Raw genomic sequence first — 14,141 nt, forward strand, 5'->3', positions numbered from 1 at the left:
CGGGAAAATGGAACTGCGGTCGCCTCTCAGGGCGCTGGAGGCGGCCGAATGAGGCGTGCTCCTTGATCAGCTGTCGAAGATGCGCGCGTAGTGAGAATTGACGGCTTCATCGCACTCGCAGGCGCACTGCTTAATCTTGGCAATGTCGATGATGTGAACCCGGCCGCGCGAATAGGAAATCAATCCGGCGTCCTGTAATTTTCCCGCCACTGCCGTGACGCTGGTTCGGCGGACGCCGATCATTTGGGCGAGAAACTCCTGCGTCAGCGGCACGTCGTCGCCGACGAGTTGTTGCATCCTCAGGAGCCATTTGCAGGTGCGGGAATAGACGTCATGAACCGCGTTGCACGCGCAGGTCTGTTGCACCTGCGCGAGGAAGAACTGTTCATAGTGCATCAGCATCCGCCGAAGTTTCGGGTTTTCCTGGGTGAGATCGCGCAGCCGGTCGGCATCGACAATCGAAGCGGACCCTGCAACCAGCATCACGACATGGTTCAGGGAGATCTTGTGATCCATCGCGGGGCCTGCGCCGTACTGACCATCCCTGCCGATCATGCCGGTTTCGATCCGGCCTCCGTTGGACAGTTCGACGACGCAGGAAATGATGCCGCCATGCGGAAAGTATACCCTCTGGACATGCGCATGGGTTTCCGCAATCGCAAACCCTTGACGCAATTCTGCGATGGTGAGGTGCGGCTCGAGCTGCGCGAACGTGGCGCGATCGAGCCGGGACAAAAGTTGATTTTCGCGATGACCGCGCATGGCGCTCTCTCCGGAAAAGGCGGGAGCGCGACGAACTCTCAGTCACCGAAAGATGCCCAGGACGGCGCGGCGATAATGTCATCTAACCGACATTTACGGCCTTCGTCTGTCCTTTAGGCAACTTAACGGGCACGGGGGATGAATTCGACCACTCAGGCCGCGCAGGCCAGCGCTTCCGCTCCGGCCTGTTTGTGGATTGTGAGAAGGATACAGTGGAGGCGCGGCGCTAGAGCAAAGCAAGCGCGATACCAAAGCACGCGATCAGCGTCGCGGTGCTCAGTGACATCACGACCAGGGCCTCTTCCTTGTGCTTTTCCAAATCGTCCATCCGGATTTACGTTGACGGAGCGACTTTGTTCCGCGGCTCGCCGATTTTCGGAGTTTCATTGCCGGAACTCTTGCGGCGGATGGACGAAAGCGCAATTCACCGTCCGACCCGAACACCAAAGGGCGGATGACGCCGAGTCCTTCGCAGAAACCTAAATCGCCTAGCCGGACGATCTTGCCATGTGAGAAATGACGGCCTTCGCACTGCGCGAATAATGCGAGCCATGGAATGTCCACAAAATGGAGCACAAGGAGAGCAACGATCGTGGCCGCCAACACCCTCATTCAGATACGGTCGCGCCAAGGACCTCGCGGCAAGTAAAGAGGCCGCCAACTGCGGCGACCTTCACCTACGATTTCGTCGGGCCGGGTTTGGCCGCGCTTGCGCGGGACCCGTTGGCCTGATCCGCCTTCCGGCCTTATTCCAACCTGTCTTGCGGGGGAACGGGGGCACTGTCGCGATCGGCGATTTCCTTCTCTGCCTGCAGCCAAAAATCCATCTCCGAACCCTTCTTGCCGCTTTGCTCCCAAAGTTCGTAAGCGCGCTGCCTGGTCTTGTCGTCGTTGCCGGCCATGAATCTTTCCCTGTCTAGCACATTGATGCAGAACCAATTCAGCGGAACGCCGTGCGTTCCTTGGACCGCGCGCGTGTATTGCCGCACCCGTCGCCGGCTGGCTGCACGGGCCTCGGCGCGAAGGACGGATAGCGACAGCGTAATCCGCCGTCCGAACCGAAACAAAATGGCGAATGACGCCGGAGCTTTGCGCGGACCCGTTGCGCTAAATTCAGCCGGCGGGCCTGCGCCGCCAAACTGCATTAATGAAAAATTAACTCTGCCCGCGCCACCCTTTCATGAGATGGAGGGCACCCGAGAATGCAGGTTTTCAGACTGACGCTGAGTGACGGCGCGAGGAAATTCCACATCGCCATTCAGGCACCGGATGCCGCCGCCGCGGAGACGAAGGCCGCCGATTGTTTCGATACTTCGAAGTGGCCGATTCTCAATATCAGGCGCGCCGGTGTGGTGGCCGCCAGGCCGGAACCGCAATCCGTCGCGGCTTGATCCGCGGGGAATGTGATCCGGCCCTGCCGGCCGCGTTCGCCTAACCTGCCGCTGCCTTGTCTTCCTTGTCCATGCCGCGCGCCACAGCTGCGCAGATCGGTCCGCTCCCGCGGCACATCGCCTATGTCGGCGGCGTGCCGGTATTGAGCAGATTGGAAATGGCGGTCACACGCTGCGCCGGGGCAAAGGGTTTGGTGAGCAGAACACTGTTGGGAACGCCCTTGGATGCCCACTCGCCTTCGTGAGTGCCGGTCATATAGACGACGGGCATCGCCGGATCGGCCTCTCTGGCGGCGCGAGCGACTTGCCATCCGTTCAGCCTTCCGAGCAGATTGATGTCGGTCACGACCGCCCGGTACTGAGCTTCATCACCCTGGAGAAGCGCGATGGCTTCCTCACCTGATGTTGTGATGGCTGATTTGAACCCGCCGTCGGAAAGCGCATCTTCGACCATGGCCTGAATGAGCTGGTCGTCCTCGACGACCAGTATGGTAACCGCTTGATCCACTCAACCGCTCCCTGCTGCAGTATTGCAGTCCTCCGGCAGGCTAAGTGACGCTGGAAAGATTGGTTCCGCGATAATGTTCAAAAGTGAACATTGAGCGCCGCGCTGCGTTAGGTGCGCAGGATCGGCGCCGGCTTCTGCGGGACAGCCCGGGCTTGATCGACGCAGGCTTCGGACGTCACCGCGGGCTCTGCAGGCCCGGTGACGCCAGCCATTCCTGCATGTGCGAAGCTGTCTCCGCCTGTCGGGCCCGGCGAATGAGCTTGTCGCGCGCAACTCCCGGCGGGGTGTCTTGCGCTTCCTTGCGCAGGCGCTCTGCCTCTTCCGTCAAACGTTGATCGAGCGGGGCGGTCTGTTTGAAACTGCGTCGCTGCATGGCGCTGCTCCATTCCTGAGGGAGGCGGGAGCGCAACCGGCGATCTCATCACCGATGGAAGCCACTGGCCGGGCGGTGATGCCACGACAATACGCTGCTGGTACTGTTAGTTCTGTCCACTTGTGCACACAGGGCAAATCAGCACGGCGGCTGGCCCCTTGAATCCCCTTTCTTGATGTGGCCACAAATTTCTTATGGTCTACCTGCTGTCTGTTGCCCCCTCGCGAGGCTTGGGAAAATGAAGGCTGGAGAACCGGCGCATTGCCCTACCTGTCAAAGCGACATGACCCTCGTTCGTACGCAGCCCGATCAACCCGGATTTGAGTTGCAAACCCTGCACTGCCCGAAGTGCGATATCACGCATCGCTGGATGGTCAGGAAGCAAGCATCGCCGCCAAGCGGGTCCCGGCTTGTCAGCAAGCGATCCAGGCCCAAAATCCTCGCGCGTTTCTGGAAGAAAAAATAACAGCGCGTCGGGCGGGTCAGCGACAGCCCGACCCGCCGTCCGGCTCGAAACAACATGGCGCCGGCGCTAGTTCTTCAGGGCATCGTCGCTTGTCGCTGCGTCAAGGGAGTCGACAGCGGCCATTGCTTCTTCTGCTTCTTCACTTTGGACCTGCCGGAACAGAGTCGTAAAGCTCTCGGCGATCCGTCGCCAGGCAGCCCTGTCCGTCTCATTCGTGGCCCGTCGTGCTTGGTCGTGGGCCGCTAGTGCCCGCCGCCAATATTCGGCGCTGTTATCCATGTCAGTATCTGCAATCGGAAAAATACGTTTCGATCAATGCCACCAAACTGTCGCATCGGCGACCGCCGGTCAATCCGGCTCTCGGGCAATTCCGGGGTAGATCAGGACCAGGCGTCCGGTGCCGGCCGAAGACACCATCTGAATCAGGACAGTCTTTTTGCAGCGACTTGTGGGACGCTTGGCTTGCCCGGTCTTGGTTTGAGCGGTGGCAGAGCGGAGCCGAGTTCGAACAGCATCCCGAGAAGGTGGCAGATTGCTTCTACGACGACTTCGGCCATCTAACCCTCGCAGAGGGGAATTCGGACGCCTCTGGATAGGTCGGAGGGCTTGGGAAGCAAGTTCAGTCACTTTTCGAGACGGTCCTGATCACGGAATCAGGAAGCGCGACGTGACCCGCAGGGGTTTGTCAGAAATGGAACTTGATCAACAGAGCGGGCACGACAGGTGTATCAACGACGGGCGGCTTGGGTTCCTTGCGGGGCACCGTTTGACCCTTGGCGTTTTTGTCACCACCGCTCACGAAGTCGAGTTCGGCATCGCTCAAGATCGAGGTCTGGCTGTGCATGGTCCCGCTCCGTGTTTTGGCGATATGTCGCCGTTGATCTGGAGCGAGTATGCCGCGGCGCTATCCCGCAGACTGTGACCACAGTCACGCAGCGTCGCGATCCCGGACAAGCCGCGCTGAGTGAGCGGATCGCCAGTGCGGAGGGCGGATTAGCGACAGCGTAATCCGCCGCCTAGCCGGTGCGATAGGCGTCCAACGCGTGCGCCACGAAAACGCCTATGCTGAGGAAGGCCAACAGGGCTGCTATGAACTCGGTCATCGCCGCCTCCCCTGGGTCATGGCCATGCCAACGATGGCAGCCGTGAGGAAATGGCGGTAAATCGAATTGAGGATGGCAACTAACATGACCGTTCCCCTTGGTTGAGCTTCCCCTTGCTTGACCTGACATAGGCTACCGGCGCTCTGTTTCAGGACGACTTCGCGACCCGGGAAAACGGTTTCGTCGCGCCGATCTATTGGGGCGAATTTGCGACAGCGTGATCCGCCGTTCGAACCGAATACAAAATGGCGGATGACGCCTTCCGCCTTCGCTCCTTGAGCGACATCGGACAGCTCGGCTCGATCCGCCCCGCGGACCGACACCTTGGTATGGCTCGCCCTCACCCTCGGCCCAATCGACCGCAAACACGCCGCAACGTAGCGTCGTCGATGCTGCGTGTCAGGCGGCGGCGGTCAGCAGGAGACAAACATGAGCCGGGCGGCTGTCACAAACGGCCAGGCTGCCTCGTCTTGAGGATCAGCGCGGCAAATTCTGTCGATGCCGCGGCCGCCAACCCAAGGAGTCCTTTCCACCATGTCGTCGCAGCAACAACGCCTGAACTGCGCCCGGCAGGCCCCCGAGCTGTTGCTGCCTGAGTATGCACGCAAGGATGCTTCCGGCTTCACGGACCAAACCACTCCGCACGGCATTTACGCTTCGAAGCCGCGCGACGGGAGGGTGTGATGAACGTCGTTGTCTTCGGTGCAACGGGGTCGACAGGACGGCTCGTCGTCGAGTCCGCTCTGTCCGCGGGTCACGTCGTCACGGCCTTTGTCCGTGATATCAAGCGCATGCCGTTGACGCATCCGAAACTCAGAATCGTCAAGGGCGATGCAATGGATCCAGCCTCGGTGGCATCTGCGGTCAAGGGCACGGATGCGGTCATCTGCGCGTTGGGGGCGATACCTCAGGCGAAAGGCGATCGGGGTCGGCGCCAGCCCGGTGTCCCGGTTTGCTCGGTGGGGACCAGGAATATTCTGGCTGCCATGCCTCCAGGCCGGGGCCGGCTCATCATCGAAAGTTCGGTGAGCGTCGGTGAGAGCTACCGCACCGGGAGTTTCGGCGCAGGCTTCCTGGTCAAGCTCGCACTCAGGGAGGTGATGGCGGACAAGGAAAAGCAGGAGGCTGCCGTTCGGAAGAGTGACTGCGATTGGACGATCGTTCGACCGGCAACGCTGACATTCAAGCCTGCTCGCGGAAACCTGAAGGCCGGCACCGATCTGCGCTGGAACGTCACCTCGACAGCCACCCGCGCTGACGTCGCCGAGTATATGGTCAAGATCCTCGATGACCCCGCGACATACAAGAAGGCCATAACCGTGCGTAACTAGGTTTGGCGGCGAACGTCGTATGCCCGTTTAGTGGAACATCGTTCACGGCGGGAGAACCGGGGAAGTTCGCGAACGTCAGTTTCCGAATTTTCAAAACGGCCCCAACGAGGGGGCCGCCAACCCGAATGATACGGGTTTTCCTCCAGCAGTCGGGGGGGCACCTTTCTGGCTGGAAGCTTCAAACAGACGCTCTGACAAGTCAGAGGTTCCAAAGCAAATTAGCTCGAAGGGCGGATTTAGCGGGCAGCGTCATCCGACGTGCGGTCGTTGCTTCCGTTCGACTACGAGTCGGAAAAGACGACGGCAGGGTCTCTAACCAAAGAGGCCGCAAACCGCGGCGGCGTACGGCTGCTGTCGTTCAAGTTCAAGCGTCCGCGCTGACGAAAATATCGAACAACTCGTAAGCCTGTTGCGGCGTCTTTCCTTCCTTGAATGCATTTGGGAAGCTGAAGATCGCATCCGCCAGGAGGAATTCATCCGGGACAGGAAACAGGGCGCGAAGTTCGGTGAGCCAGTTCGTGTATGAGGGCGGGTTGAACTTGCCCAAGGTGTAGCTATCGCTGAATGCGTGCATTAGTTCGGAACCTTCAGGCCAGAAGATCGCAGCCAGTCGCTCAAGTGCGATCCGGTTTCGGCTTGCCGTGCCTTGCGGATCGCGGCCTCACGAACCGCGCCAGGTGGAAGCAATTTGGCTTGCTCGCGCAGGCAGTGTGCCTCTTCGGCAAGACGTTGCTCGAGGATTTCAGGTGGTATGTCGTGCTGTCTTTGCTGCATAGGGCTGCTCCGTTCCATAGAGGAAGGCGGGAGCGCAACCGCTCGTCTCATCACCGATAGGGGCCAACAGGAGCGGTGCGGTGACCAGTGCAATCTGCCATGTCCGGCAGCCGACATCTGGTCAATACAGCTCACATCGCGAAATGTTAACAGCTCAAATCAGCGCGCAAGGTGGACTAGCGACAGCGTAATCCGCCGCCCGAACCAAAGACAAAATGGCGGATTACTTCTCATGGTCTCGCAGCGTCACTCAGTCGGCGACAATTCCAGCATCTTGTTTTCCGCAGCGTCGTACACCTTGACCTGGAGCATGGGAAACTGGGCTTTGAGATCCCTCGCCCTTTTCTGCGCCGCTTCAAGCGTTGGAAATACCGTCTTCATCCGGCCATCGACTTCCAGGCCAAAGCCCTCGGTCATCACAAGGTCAGCGCGCGTGATGTTGCGGGGTTGCGGCTCGTCCGGCATCGTCAGAGGCTTTTTCATGGCAACTCCTTGGGTTGCCCCCTCCCTATCTAATCACTGCCCTCCTCGATAGAAGAGCAACGCTTTCGCGAGGTTCTCCTGGTCGTTCAATCCTTCGACTTTTTTAGCGTGTCGGCCGGCCATCAGATCTCGTCAAAGGTGTTTTTCCGTGGCCTCGCTGTCATCGACGCAACCATCGGCTCGTATCCGATGAAACGCCCATCCTGGCCTACGAGCTAAGCGCGATACTCTGGCATCAACGGCGCGCGGCCCGGCGAGCCTAGCCACTCCTGGACCTGCAAGGCGGTCTCCAACTGGCGAACCTGACGAATGAGATTGTCGCGCTTGATCCCTGGCGGCGTGCCTTGGGCTACTTTACGGAGGCGTTCTGCTTCGTGAGATAGACGTTGATGGAGTGGTGCGGACTGTTTGAAACGGCGTCGCTGCATGGGCGCTGCTCCAATCCTTGAGGGAGGCAACTGGCGTTCTCATCACCGATAGAAGCCGATGGCCGGGCGGTGATCGGGATAATCTGGCATGTTCGCTGTCCGACATAGTGATCAATATTGCTCACCTCGCGAAATCGTTAGCAGCTCAAATTGGACGCGCCTAACCACAAACCGGGACACCGTTCCCCAAGTACGGAAAGGCAGAAGGTAAGGTGGCGGATTACGCCGGAGCCTGTCATTGGGCCGCGCTTTGCGCGGACCCGTTGGGCTCAATCCGTCCTACGGCCCTATGCGGGCGGCAAATCGAGGCCGTCGGGTAGCCTGATCCAGAGAACGGTTTGCTCGTCCGAGGAGTGACGAGACAGATGGCCCTTTCCGTGTGTGTCCTCCACCAGCACGAACTCGCCCGCAGAGACCTGCCGCACCTCGCCGTCGCTCGTCTCGTATTCAACCGCCCCGGTCAGCCAGACAGTCAATACCCGCGCCGGAACGGTGTGCCAATCAACCTGTCGCATGCCGGCAGGAATTTGAGTGAACTCCATGCTTGACGCGAGATAGCGCCTGGACACTTGAAACGGCTTGGCGCCAGGAGCGACCATCACCTTTGCCGTCATGGGGACTTCCACTTCACCGAAGTGAGATTCACCGTCCGGGGTTGCGTATATCCGAAGACACTTCATCGGCTGTCACCTCTTGGCTCGCCAGCGGCTCAATCTGCCCTACGGCCCTTTTTTCCTTCTCTGCCCCAGCTACCAGATCAGGTTTTTTCTCAACCGGACTCGGCGGATGGGGTTGTTCCTCCGTCGGAGCAGGGAGAACGGCATTTCCGCCGCGCGCGTAGCGGATGATCTTTTCAGCCTGCGTAAAAATAATATCCAAAATGAGCTTGGCGATAGGACGCGCAACAAGGCCCAACGCGGCCGCCAGAACGCCGCCGACGAAAGGAACGTTTTCAATCGGTTTCATCAAACCCTTGATCAGGGCATCCACCGATACATGACGATAGTTCTGCGCAAGATTTTCCTTGTTCATGAGCATCTGGATGGCAGGGCGGCCTTCTTGCCCTTCGGCCAGCACCGTGGCGCCAAATTTGGGTGACCCGACCAGCGCATCAGCCTCCGCAGCGGTTAGCGGCAACATGCGCAAAATCTCGATATCCGTCGATTTCGGGCCGGTGCAGGTAACGACGAGAGAGAGTTCGCCCATCTGAAAGGCAGCCATCATCGTTGCGAGGTAGGTGGCATCCGGCTCCCGTCTTTGGAAATCGACGCCCGGGATTTTGTCGAGAATGTCGAGCAGCTTGCCAAGATCGGCGGCCTCTGCCGCGCGCCTGGCCATGCTGTCAGCCAGCGCCTTCAAGGCGGCAGCAGCTTCGGTCACGCCTTAGCTGCACCGACAGCGCCTCGCGCGCCTTCCTTGAGCCACTCAAACATTGCCACTGCCCTTGTCGGTTCTGCGGAAGCATATGGTGGGCATTTGCGTCATGTCAAAATGCGCCGGTCGCATCCACGTCAGCGCTGGTAGCGCGTAGATGGGGTACGTGGCGTTTGCCTAAGCCACCTGAACCCCCTCGGATCTCGAATGTGCGGACGCTCCACGGATCCAATCTTCAAAGGCGGTGAACTCGCGCACGGCGGATTAGCGGCAGCGTAATCCGCTGCTGGGTCTAAACAAAACGGCGGACTACGCCGGAGCCTGTCATCGGGCCGCGCGTTGCGCGGAGCCGTTGGGTTCAATCCGACCCTACGGCCCTATCGCTTACGGGGATAGCGCGCGCTGAGGCCGTGAAGGCACGATCTCTAAAATCCCATTGGACGGGATTCTAACGGGGGAGCGGTTGCCACTAATTCCCACTCGATCGCGCGCAAAGAAGGCTTCAGCTGAGGGGCAGGCGCCGCCAACCGCGGTACTCCAGAATAGTTCGGAACGACCGAAACGGGTTGCGGTAACCTAGCAGAACCCGCCGGCAACCGCCGTTGCCATGCGGTATGGCGGCCCCAGTTGCATCGCCAGGCGCGCTGGGGCCGCCTGTCCACGGCTAATTCGAGACCGCAGGACCTCGTTTCAAATGAACTAGCTTTGCCGCTTATTCCCGATTTCAGACCGGGTATTTTGATGGAGTAAGTTTCGATGGGCAGGCGTTGGACTGACGAAGATATTCAGCACCTTAAGCTACTGGCGCAGCGTCACCCTGTTCCAAAAATTGCAGAGATTATGGACCGAACGGTGGGCGGTATCGTTTTCAAGGCCCATAAACTGAAGGTCTCGCTCAGGAGCCGCCGTCAGGGCAATGCGAGAATTTCCAGTGTCGATCCAGGAGTCGCGGGCTTCAAGAACTGGCCACCTGAAATTTAGCTGCAGCGGATTGAAACCGCCAACTGAGGTGCTCCGAACTGGTTCGTAAGGATCGATGAGCAATCGAAAAAACCGGGCGGATTAGCGACAGCGTAATCCGCCGTCCGGTCGAAAACAAAACGGCGGATTACGCCTTCCGCCTTCGCTCTTTGAGCTACGGCGGACAGGTCGGCTCAATCCGCCTACGGCCTGATGAAATTGAGCAATCCGGTCCCAAGAAAGAGGCCGCCAAGAGGCGGCCCTACGCTTTGGTCAGAGCCTTCTGGCGGGGTGCCGCAACCCTCTTGTTGGAGGCCGGTTCTGCAAGTCGCTCTTCGCGAGCAAGCCTGTCGCGCTCCACCACCCCGGGCAGAGCCATTCGAGCCTCTCTCCAGCGACGCTCGGCCTCCTTCAACAGGCCTTTGTCGAGGGGATCAATTTGCTTGAAACGTCGCCCTTCGGTCATGGACCTTTCCTTTGCAGGAACGGCTAGTGGCCGAAATAGGCCACTGGCAGATTTAAAATAGGCCACTCACGCAACAGCGCCCCAAAGCCGAATGATGCTGAGTGGCGCTGTGCTAGCCCCGGAAAGTGCAATCCCCCGGTAGCTATCTGTCTGCAGGGACGGGCAAAGGTTCAAAGGATTGTTTTGGAACCGGCGCCGGGCCGGGTGCTCCGGTCCAGGTGGCAGTTCAACGTCGCGGCCGACGGCACACCAGAACGCTAAGGCCGGATTAGCGACAGCGTAATCCGCCGTTCGAACCAAAGGCAAACGGCGGATTACGCCTTCCGCCTTCGCTCTCTTAGCTACGGCGGACAAGCCGGCTCGATCCGCCCTAGGGCCCTGCCGGTTTGTCTTCCTTGTCCACGCCGCGCGCCACGATCATCAGCTCATCATCCGGCAACGGCCGCTGCAGTACCTTGGCCTCATCCCAAGGTGCGCGCATCCAGACGTCGCGTTCCTCGTCGGTCGTCAGGATCACCGGCATCGCCTTGGGGTGAACAGGCTCGACGATCGCATTCGGCGTAGTCGTCAGGAAGCCGTAGACGTTGTGAGGACCGGGGATCGGCTTCGACTTGGTGCCGCGATCGCCCTTGAACACGGTCCAGATGCCGCCGAAGGCGAACAGCGGCCGGTCGTCATTGAGGGCGAACCAGACCACATCCTTCTTTTTCGTTTCTGGATTCGGCTCCGGCGCGTATTCCGCAAAACTGTTCACCGGCACCAGGCAGCGGTTTTCCGGCTTCAGCCAGCCGCGCCAGTGCGGCGACGAAGTGTTGCGGATGTTGGTGACTGGCGGGCCACCGGTGCGTGGCGGTGGCGGCATGCCCCACCGCATCGTTACCAACTCAGTGCCGTGATCGGTGTTGCGCACGACAGGTGCGGGATAATCGGGAAAGACGCCGGGCATCGGCGCGAGGTTGCCGACGTAACGATTGACGACGCGAAACAGCGCGGCAATCGCGGCCTGGTTGGTGGTGATCGAATAAAGATTGCACATGATCAGTCGCGCTCTCCCGGCCACGATTTAGATGCCGGATCGTTGGTCGATATTTTGTTCGGCCGGAGCGCGACGAGATGGCTGCGTTTGTAAGGATAGCGCCGGATCTGCGAACAGTCCCGGCAGCGCATATACCGTTCCAGTTCATGGATTGGCGTCGCCTTCTGTCGGCGTACAGTGTTCAGCGCCACCGTCTGGTGCGTCTTGCAGCCGAGACATTTGACTTCGAGGTAGATGTACCCGGCATTGAGCGCGTCACCCAGCGCCGGTGAGGGCTGCGCCGGCCCCTGAAAGCCGAGCATGCGCTTGTTCCAGGCCTCGCAGGCCAACCGATCTGCGCTCTTGCGCGCCCGAGCCGCATCTTCGGCGGCAGCCCGAACCGAGGCGCCATAAATGGATTCGCGTGACTTGGTGGTCATGGCCTATTGAAGGCGACCGGGCACCTGACGGCAAGCCGCTACGGATTGGGGCTTGACGGGGGAGTCAACGCAAGGTGTTTCTGCAACAAGAACCCGCCAAGGAGGATCAACTGTCATGCAACGGGTTCGATGCGCCACCCATGGGGACCAACCCAAAACCTTGGTCTGCCAACATATCGCTCAAGGGCTAATCGGCCGCCAGCGGGTCGGCTTTTTCTGGACCTTGGACGACCCAAACAATCCGAGGCCAGACGCTTGGTGCTTGGAATGTGAGAATAGATGCAGGCGTGAGGGCGGCGAGTGGATTGGCCCCGCTTTGGAGCACCTTAAGCCAAAGGTATTGTGTGGAGAGTGTTACGACTTCGCCCAGGCGTTTAACTTGGGCGAAAATTCCAATTAGGTCGAAAACAAAAACGGCGGATTACGTCTTCGGCTCAATCCGCCCTACGGACCTGCAGGGCTAATTGGACGCCAAATTTACAATATCGTTGAATGTGGCAACTGCAGCTCCAAACACAATCAATACGGCAAATACGTTCAGGAGATGCTTCTTATAGGTGGGCCGTTTTTCAAGCTCAGCGGCAAATTCTCTCGCAAACGGCTTTGAGAAAACGAGAATTGATGCAGCCACCAAACTAAGGATCGCCATTGTGGCACCCCACAAGAAGCCAACGTTCATTACTATCGATTTGCCAAAACCAAACAGCGGAAAGGCGGCGGCGCCTGCGGAAAAAAGATAGAATATAACTCCCATATAGCGGGCAATCTTGCTCAGCAGCCAAAGCCCCGCTGAAACCATCGCAGCCATTAGTGCGTAAATCGCAACTCCATTGCCGAGGTGCGGCAAGTATGACTGCGCATACAGGAAGAAGCTACAATGCACGACCGTAATCAAAACCGACAGATATAGTGCTGTTCGATAACCGCAGCGCTCAAGCATTCCATGCTCACCCACAATTGTTACGCTAAATTCCAGCAAGCAATCATCAAATAAACGGCTGACGATCCGCGCCTTTTTTCATCGTCAGAACCGAAAAACAACGTCTTCGGCTCAATCCACCCCTAATCTTCTTCGTTGGCGTTATCTTCGTCATCAGAAATGAAACGGAAAATGGCTTGTCGGGGTGCTGGGATGAACTCCAACACCTCGGCGATTTTATACTCGTTCTTGTAGTTGCCACCCGTCGTTCGCTTTTCTGTTACAAGCATTCTAACGCGCCAAGTATCTGCGAGCCCCACAGACCCGCGCGCCCGAACCTGTTCCGCGATTTCGGTCTCTCCAATGTCAACCGATATAGTTCTGTCTCCATATCGGAAGCGCCAAATGTGGGCCTTCGGTTCAAAATCCGGTCGGCTAATTTGAAGATGCGCAACGATTGGCTGCGGCTCAAATGTTTCCTCTTCCGTCTCTTTCAACTGGGCGCGGCCGGAAATGATGGCTTCAGCATCTGACTTGGTTATCAACACGCCTTTGGCGGGAGTCTCGGGATTGAATTGCAGCGTATCGATGCCCTTGCGCTTCAAGGGCGAAACTACTTTCGCTGCGTAATCTCTAACGACCGGATCTTCTCCCAGAAGATAAACATTTTGATTTACGACGACTGTATTGCCGTCACCATCGCCCTTGAATTTGACTGCAACCGTTCCGTGGGAATCGGACGTTGCAATTGTGGTCTCATCACCGGCTAAGGGCGTGACGCTCTCAACCTCCTTGCCCTTGCGACGAACAAGATAGGCGAAAAGACCGATGGCGGTTGTTGGCACCCCTATCAAACCGAGCAAGCCAGCAATGTTTTGGGCGCTCTTGAGTGTGTGCTCATCCGTAAGGAAAGAGCCAATAGTGCTCAAGATCGATTGAACTAGTTCCAAGTTCACTTGGAAGCACTTGTGTTCAAAATCCGACTGAACGATCAAATTTACTTTTGAAGCATCGCCATTAACGGCATAGTTAGCTCGCTTGATCAACTCACCAAGAGCTAAGAGCGCCGGTGCAAGATCGGCAACATCCATCCCGTGCTCTGAGAGCGCAGGTCCATCATATCGTAATTGAAATCCGACCTTCGACATTCAACAGCCCCGGCTCAATCTTTGATCATCAAACTGGCTTCCACACAACCAAACCTTTGGTGCTGGCTTACTGGCTGTCTTGGCGGCTTTCCGGATTGACTGGCTTGACGGCAGGCTTTTGCAGTGTCGGCTTCGCCTTGAGTATCCGCTTCAAGACCTCGCCCGGGCGCTTGATTCTGCTTTTTCGTCAAGCGAATTTC

Annotated in this window: 18 protein-coding genes; 3 read left to right on the forward strand and 15 right to left on the reverse strand. The window is 58.5% G+C overall.

What is annotated here, in order from left to right; genetic code table 11:
• Positions 1-66 precede the first annotated feature (66 nt).
• Both JQ575_RS10615 and JQ575_RS10620 read right to left on the reverse strand, forming a co-directional pair.
• On the reverse strand, positions 67-762 hold the full coding sequence (locus JQ575_RS10615; RefSeq protein WP_212033147.1) for a Crp/Fnr family transcriptional regulator: 696 nt from the start codon (positions 760-762) through the stop codon (positions 67-69).
• Between the two features lie 746 nt (positions 763-1,508).
• Entirely contained in the window at positions 1,509-1,664 is a 156-nt protein-coding gene (locus JQ575_RS10620; protein WP_212033148.1) for a DUF2934 domain-containing protein, read from the reverse strand.
• Between the two features lie 300 nt (positions 1,665-1,964).
• Here JQ575_RS10620 and JQ575_RS10625 point away from each other — a divergent pair, with 300 nt between their 5' ends.
• The gene (locus tag JQ575_RS10625) at positions 1,965-2,153 is read left to right on the forward strand and encodes a hypothetical protein (protein ID WP_212033149.1); all 189 of its coding nucleotides are present in this window, start codon (positions 1,965-1,967) and stop codon (positions 2,151-2,153) included.
• A gap of 121 nt (positions 2,154-2,274) precedes the next feature.
• Here JQ575_RS10625 and JQ575_RS10630 read toward each other — a convergent pair whose 3' ends face one another.
• The 3 genes from JQ575_RS10630 to JQ575_RS10640 form a co-directional block, all read right to left on the reverse strand.
• Complete coding sequence (locus JQ575_RS10630) at positions 2,275-2,661, reverse strand: response regulator (RefSeq protein WP_212033150.1); 387 nt, start codon at positions 2,659-2,661, stop codon at positions 2,275-2,277.
• A 175-nt stretch (positions 2,662-2,836) separates the two neighbouring features.
• A complete protein-coding gene (locus JQ575_RS10635; protein ID WP_212033151.1) occupies positions 2,837-3,034 on the reverse strand; it encodes a hypothetical protein in 198 nt (65 codons plus the stop codon).
• A 1,151-nt stretch (positions 3,035-4,185) separates the two neighbouring features.
• Complete coding sequence (locus JQ575_RS10640) at positions 4,186-4,344, reverse strand: hypothetical protein (protein WP_212033152.1); 159 nt, start codon at positions 4,342-4,344, stop codon at positions 4,186-4,188.
• 942 nt (positions 4,345-5,286) lie between these two features.
• On the opposite strand from JQ575_RS10640, the gene JQ575_RS10645 reads away from it, so the two are divergent.
• Complete coding sequence (locus JQ575_RS10645) at positions 5,287-5,934, forward strand: NAD(P)-dependent oxidoreductase (RefSeq protein ID WP_212033153.1); 648 nt, start codon at positions 5,287-5,289, stop codon at positions 5,932-5,934.
• 364 nt (positions 5,935-6,298) lie between these two features.
• On the opposite strand, the gene JQ575_RS10650 is transcribed toward JQ575_RS10645, so the two are convergent.
• The 4 genes from JQ575_RS10650 to JQ575_RS10665 form a co-directional block, all read right to left on the reverse strand.
• Positions 6,299-6,508, reverse strand: a complete 210-nt coding sequence (locus tag JQ575_RS10650; RefSeq protein ID WP_212033154.1) for a hypothetical protein — start codon at positions 6,506-6,508, stop codon at positions 6,299-6,301.
• Positions 6,509-6,954: 446 nt separating this feature from the next.
• The gene (locus tag JQ575_RS10655; protein ID WP_212033155.1) at positions 6,955-7,191 is read right to left on the reverse strand and encodes a hypothetical protein; all 237 of its coding nucleotides are present in this window, start codon (positions 7,189-7,191) and stop codon (positions 6,955-6,957) included.
• A 715-nt stretch (positions 7,192-7,906) separates the two neighbouring features.
• On the reverse strand, positions 7,907-8,299 hold the full coding sequence (locus tag JQ575_RS10660) for a hypothetical protein (RefSeq protein ID WP_212033156.1): 393 nt from the start codon (positions 8,297-8,299) through the stop codon (positions 7,907-7,909).
• Positions 8,262-8,999 carry a hypothetical protein gene (locus JQ575_RS10665; protein WP_212033157.1) on the reverse strand — a complete coding sequence of 246 codons (738 nt, stop codon included), beginning with the start codon at positions 8,997-8,999 and terminating at the stop codon, positions 8,262-8,264. The genes JQ575_RS10660 and JQ575_RS10665 overlap by 38 nt, the downstream gene beginning before the upstream one ends.
• Positions 9,000-9,749: 750 nt before the next feature.
• Here JQ575_RS10665 and JQ575_RS10670 point away from each other — a divergent pair.
• Positions 9,750-9,974 carry a hypothetical protein gene (locus JQ575_RS10670; protein WP_212033158.1) on the forward strand — a complete coding sequence of 75 codons (225 nt, stop codon included), beginning with the start codon at positions 9,750-9,752 and terminating at the stop codon, positions 9,972-9,974.
• 241 nt (positions 9,975-10,215) lie between these two features.
• Here the strand turns inward: JQ575_RS10670 and JQ575_RS10675 are convergent, their stop codons facing one another.
• The 6 genes from JQ575_RS10675 to JQ575_RS10700 all read right to left on the reverse strand — a co-directional run bounded on the left by JQ575_RS10675 (position 10,216) and on the right by JQ575_RS10700 (position 14,132).
• Complete coding sequence (locus tag JQ575_RS10675) at positions 10,216-10,419, reverse strand: hypothetical protein (RefSeq protein ID WP_212033159.1); 204 nt, start codon at positions 10,417-10,419, stop codon at positions 10,216-10,218.
• A gap of 370 nt (positions 10,420-10,789) precedes the next feature.
• Positions 10,790-11,455 (reverse strand): SOS response-associated peptidase, encoded by a 666-nt coding sequence (locus JQ575_RS10680; RefSeq protein WP_212033160.1) that lies wholly within the window; start codon positions 11,453-11,455, stop codon positions 10,790-10,792.
• 2 nt (positions 11,456-11,457) lie between these two features.
• The gene (locus JQ575_RS10685) at positions 11,458-11,874 is read right to left on the reverse strand and encodes a hypothetical protein (RefSeq protein WP_212033161.1); all 417 of its coding nucleotides are present in this window, start codon (positions 11,872-11,874) and stop codon (positions 11,458-11,460) included.
• 460 nt (positions 11,875-12,334) lie between these two features.
• The gene (locus JQ575_RS10690) at positions 12,335-12,853 is read right to left on the reverse strand and encodes a hypothetical protein (RefSeq protein WP_212033162.1); all 519 of its coding nucleotides are present in this window, start codon (positions 12,851-12,853) and stop codon (positions 12,335-12,337) included.
• A gap of 83 nt (positions 12,854-12,936) precedes the next feature.
• Positions 12,937-13,884, reverse strand: coding sequence for a hypothetical protein (locus JQ575_RS10695; protein ID WP_212033163.1), 948 nt, complete (start codon positions 13,882-13,884; stop codon positions 12,937-12,939).
• A gap of 71 nt (positions 13,885-13,955) precedes the next feature.
• Positions 13,956-14,132 (reverse strand): hypothetical protein, encoded by a 177-nt coding sequence (locus tag JQ575_RS10700; protein ID WP_212033164.1) that lies wholly within the window; start codon positions 14,130-14,132, stop codon positions 13,956-13,958.
• Positions 14,133-14,141 lie beyond the last annotated feature (9 nt).

This window comes from Bradyrhizobium sp. JYMT SZCCT0428 (assembly GCF_018131075.1).
Classification (GTDB): domain Bacteria; phylum Pseudomonadota; class Alphaproteobacteria; order Rhizobiales; family Xanthobacteraceae; genus Bradyrhizobium.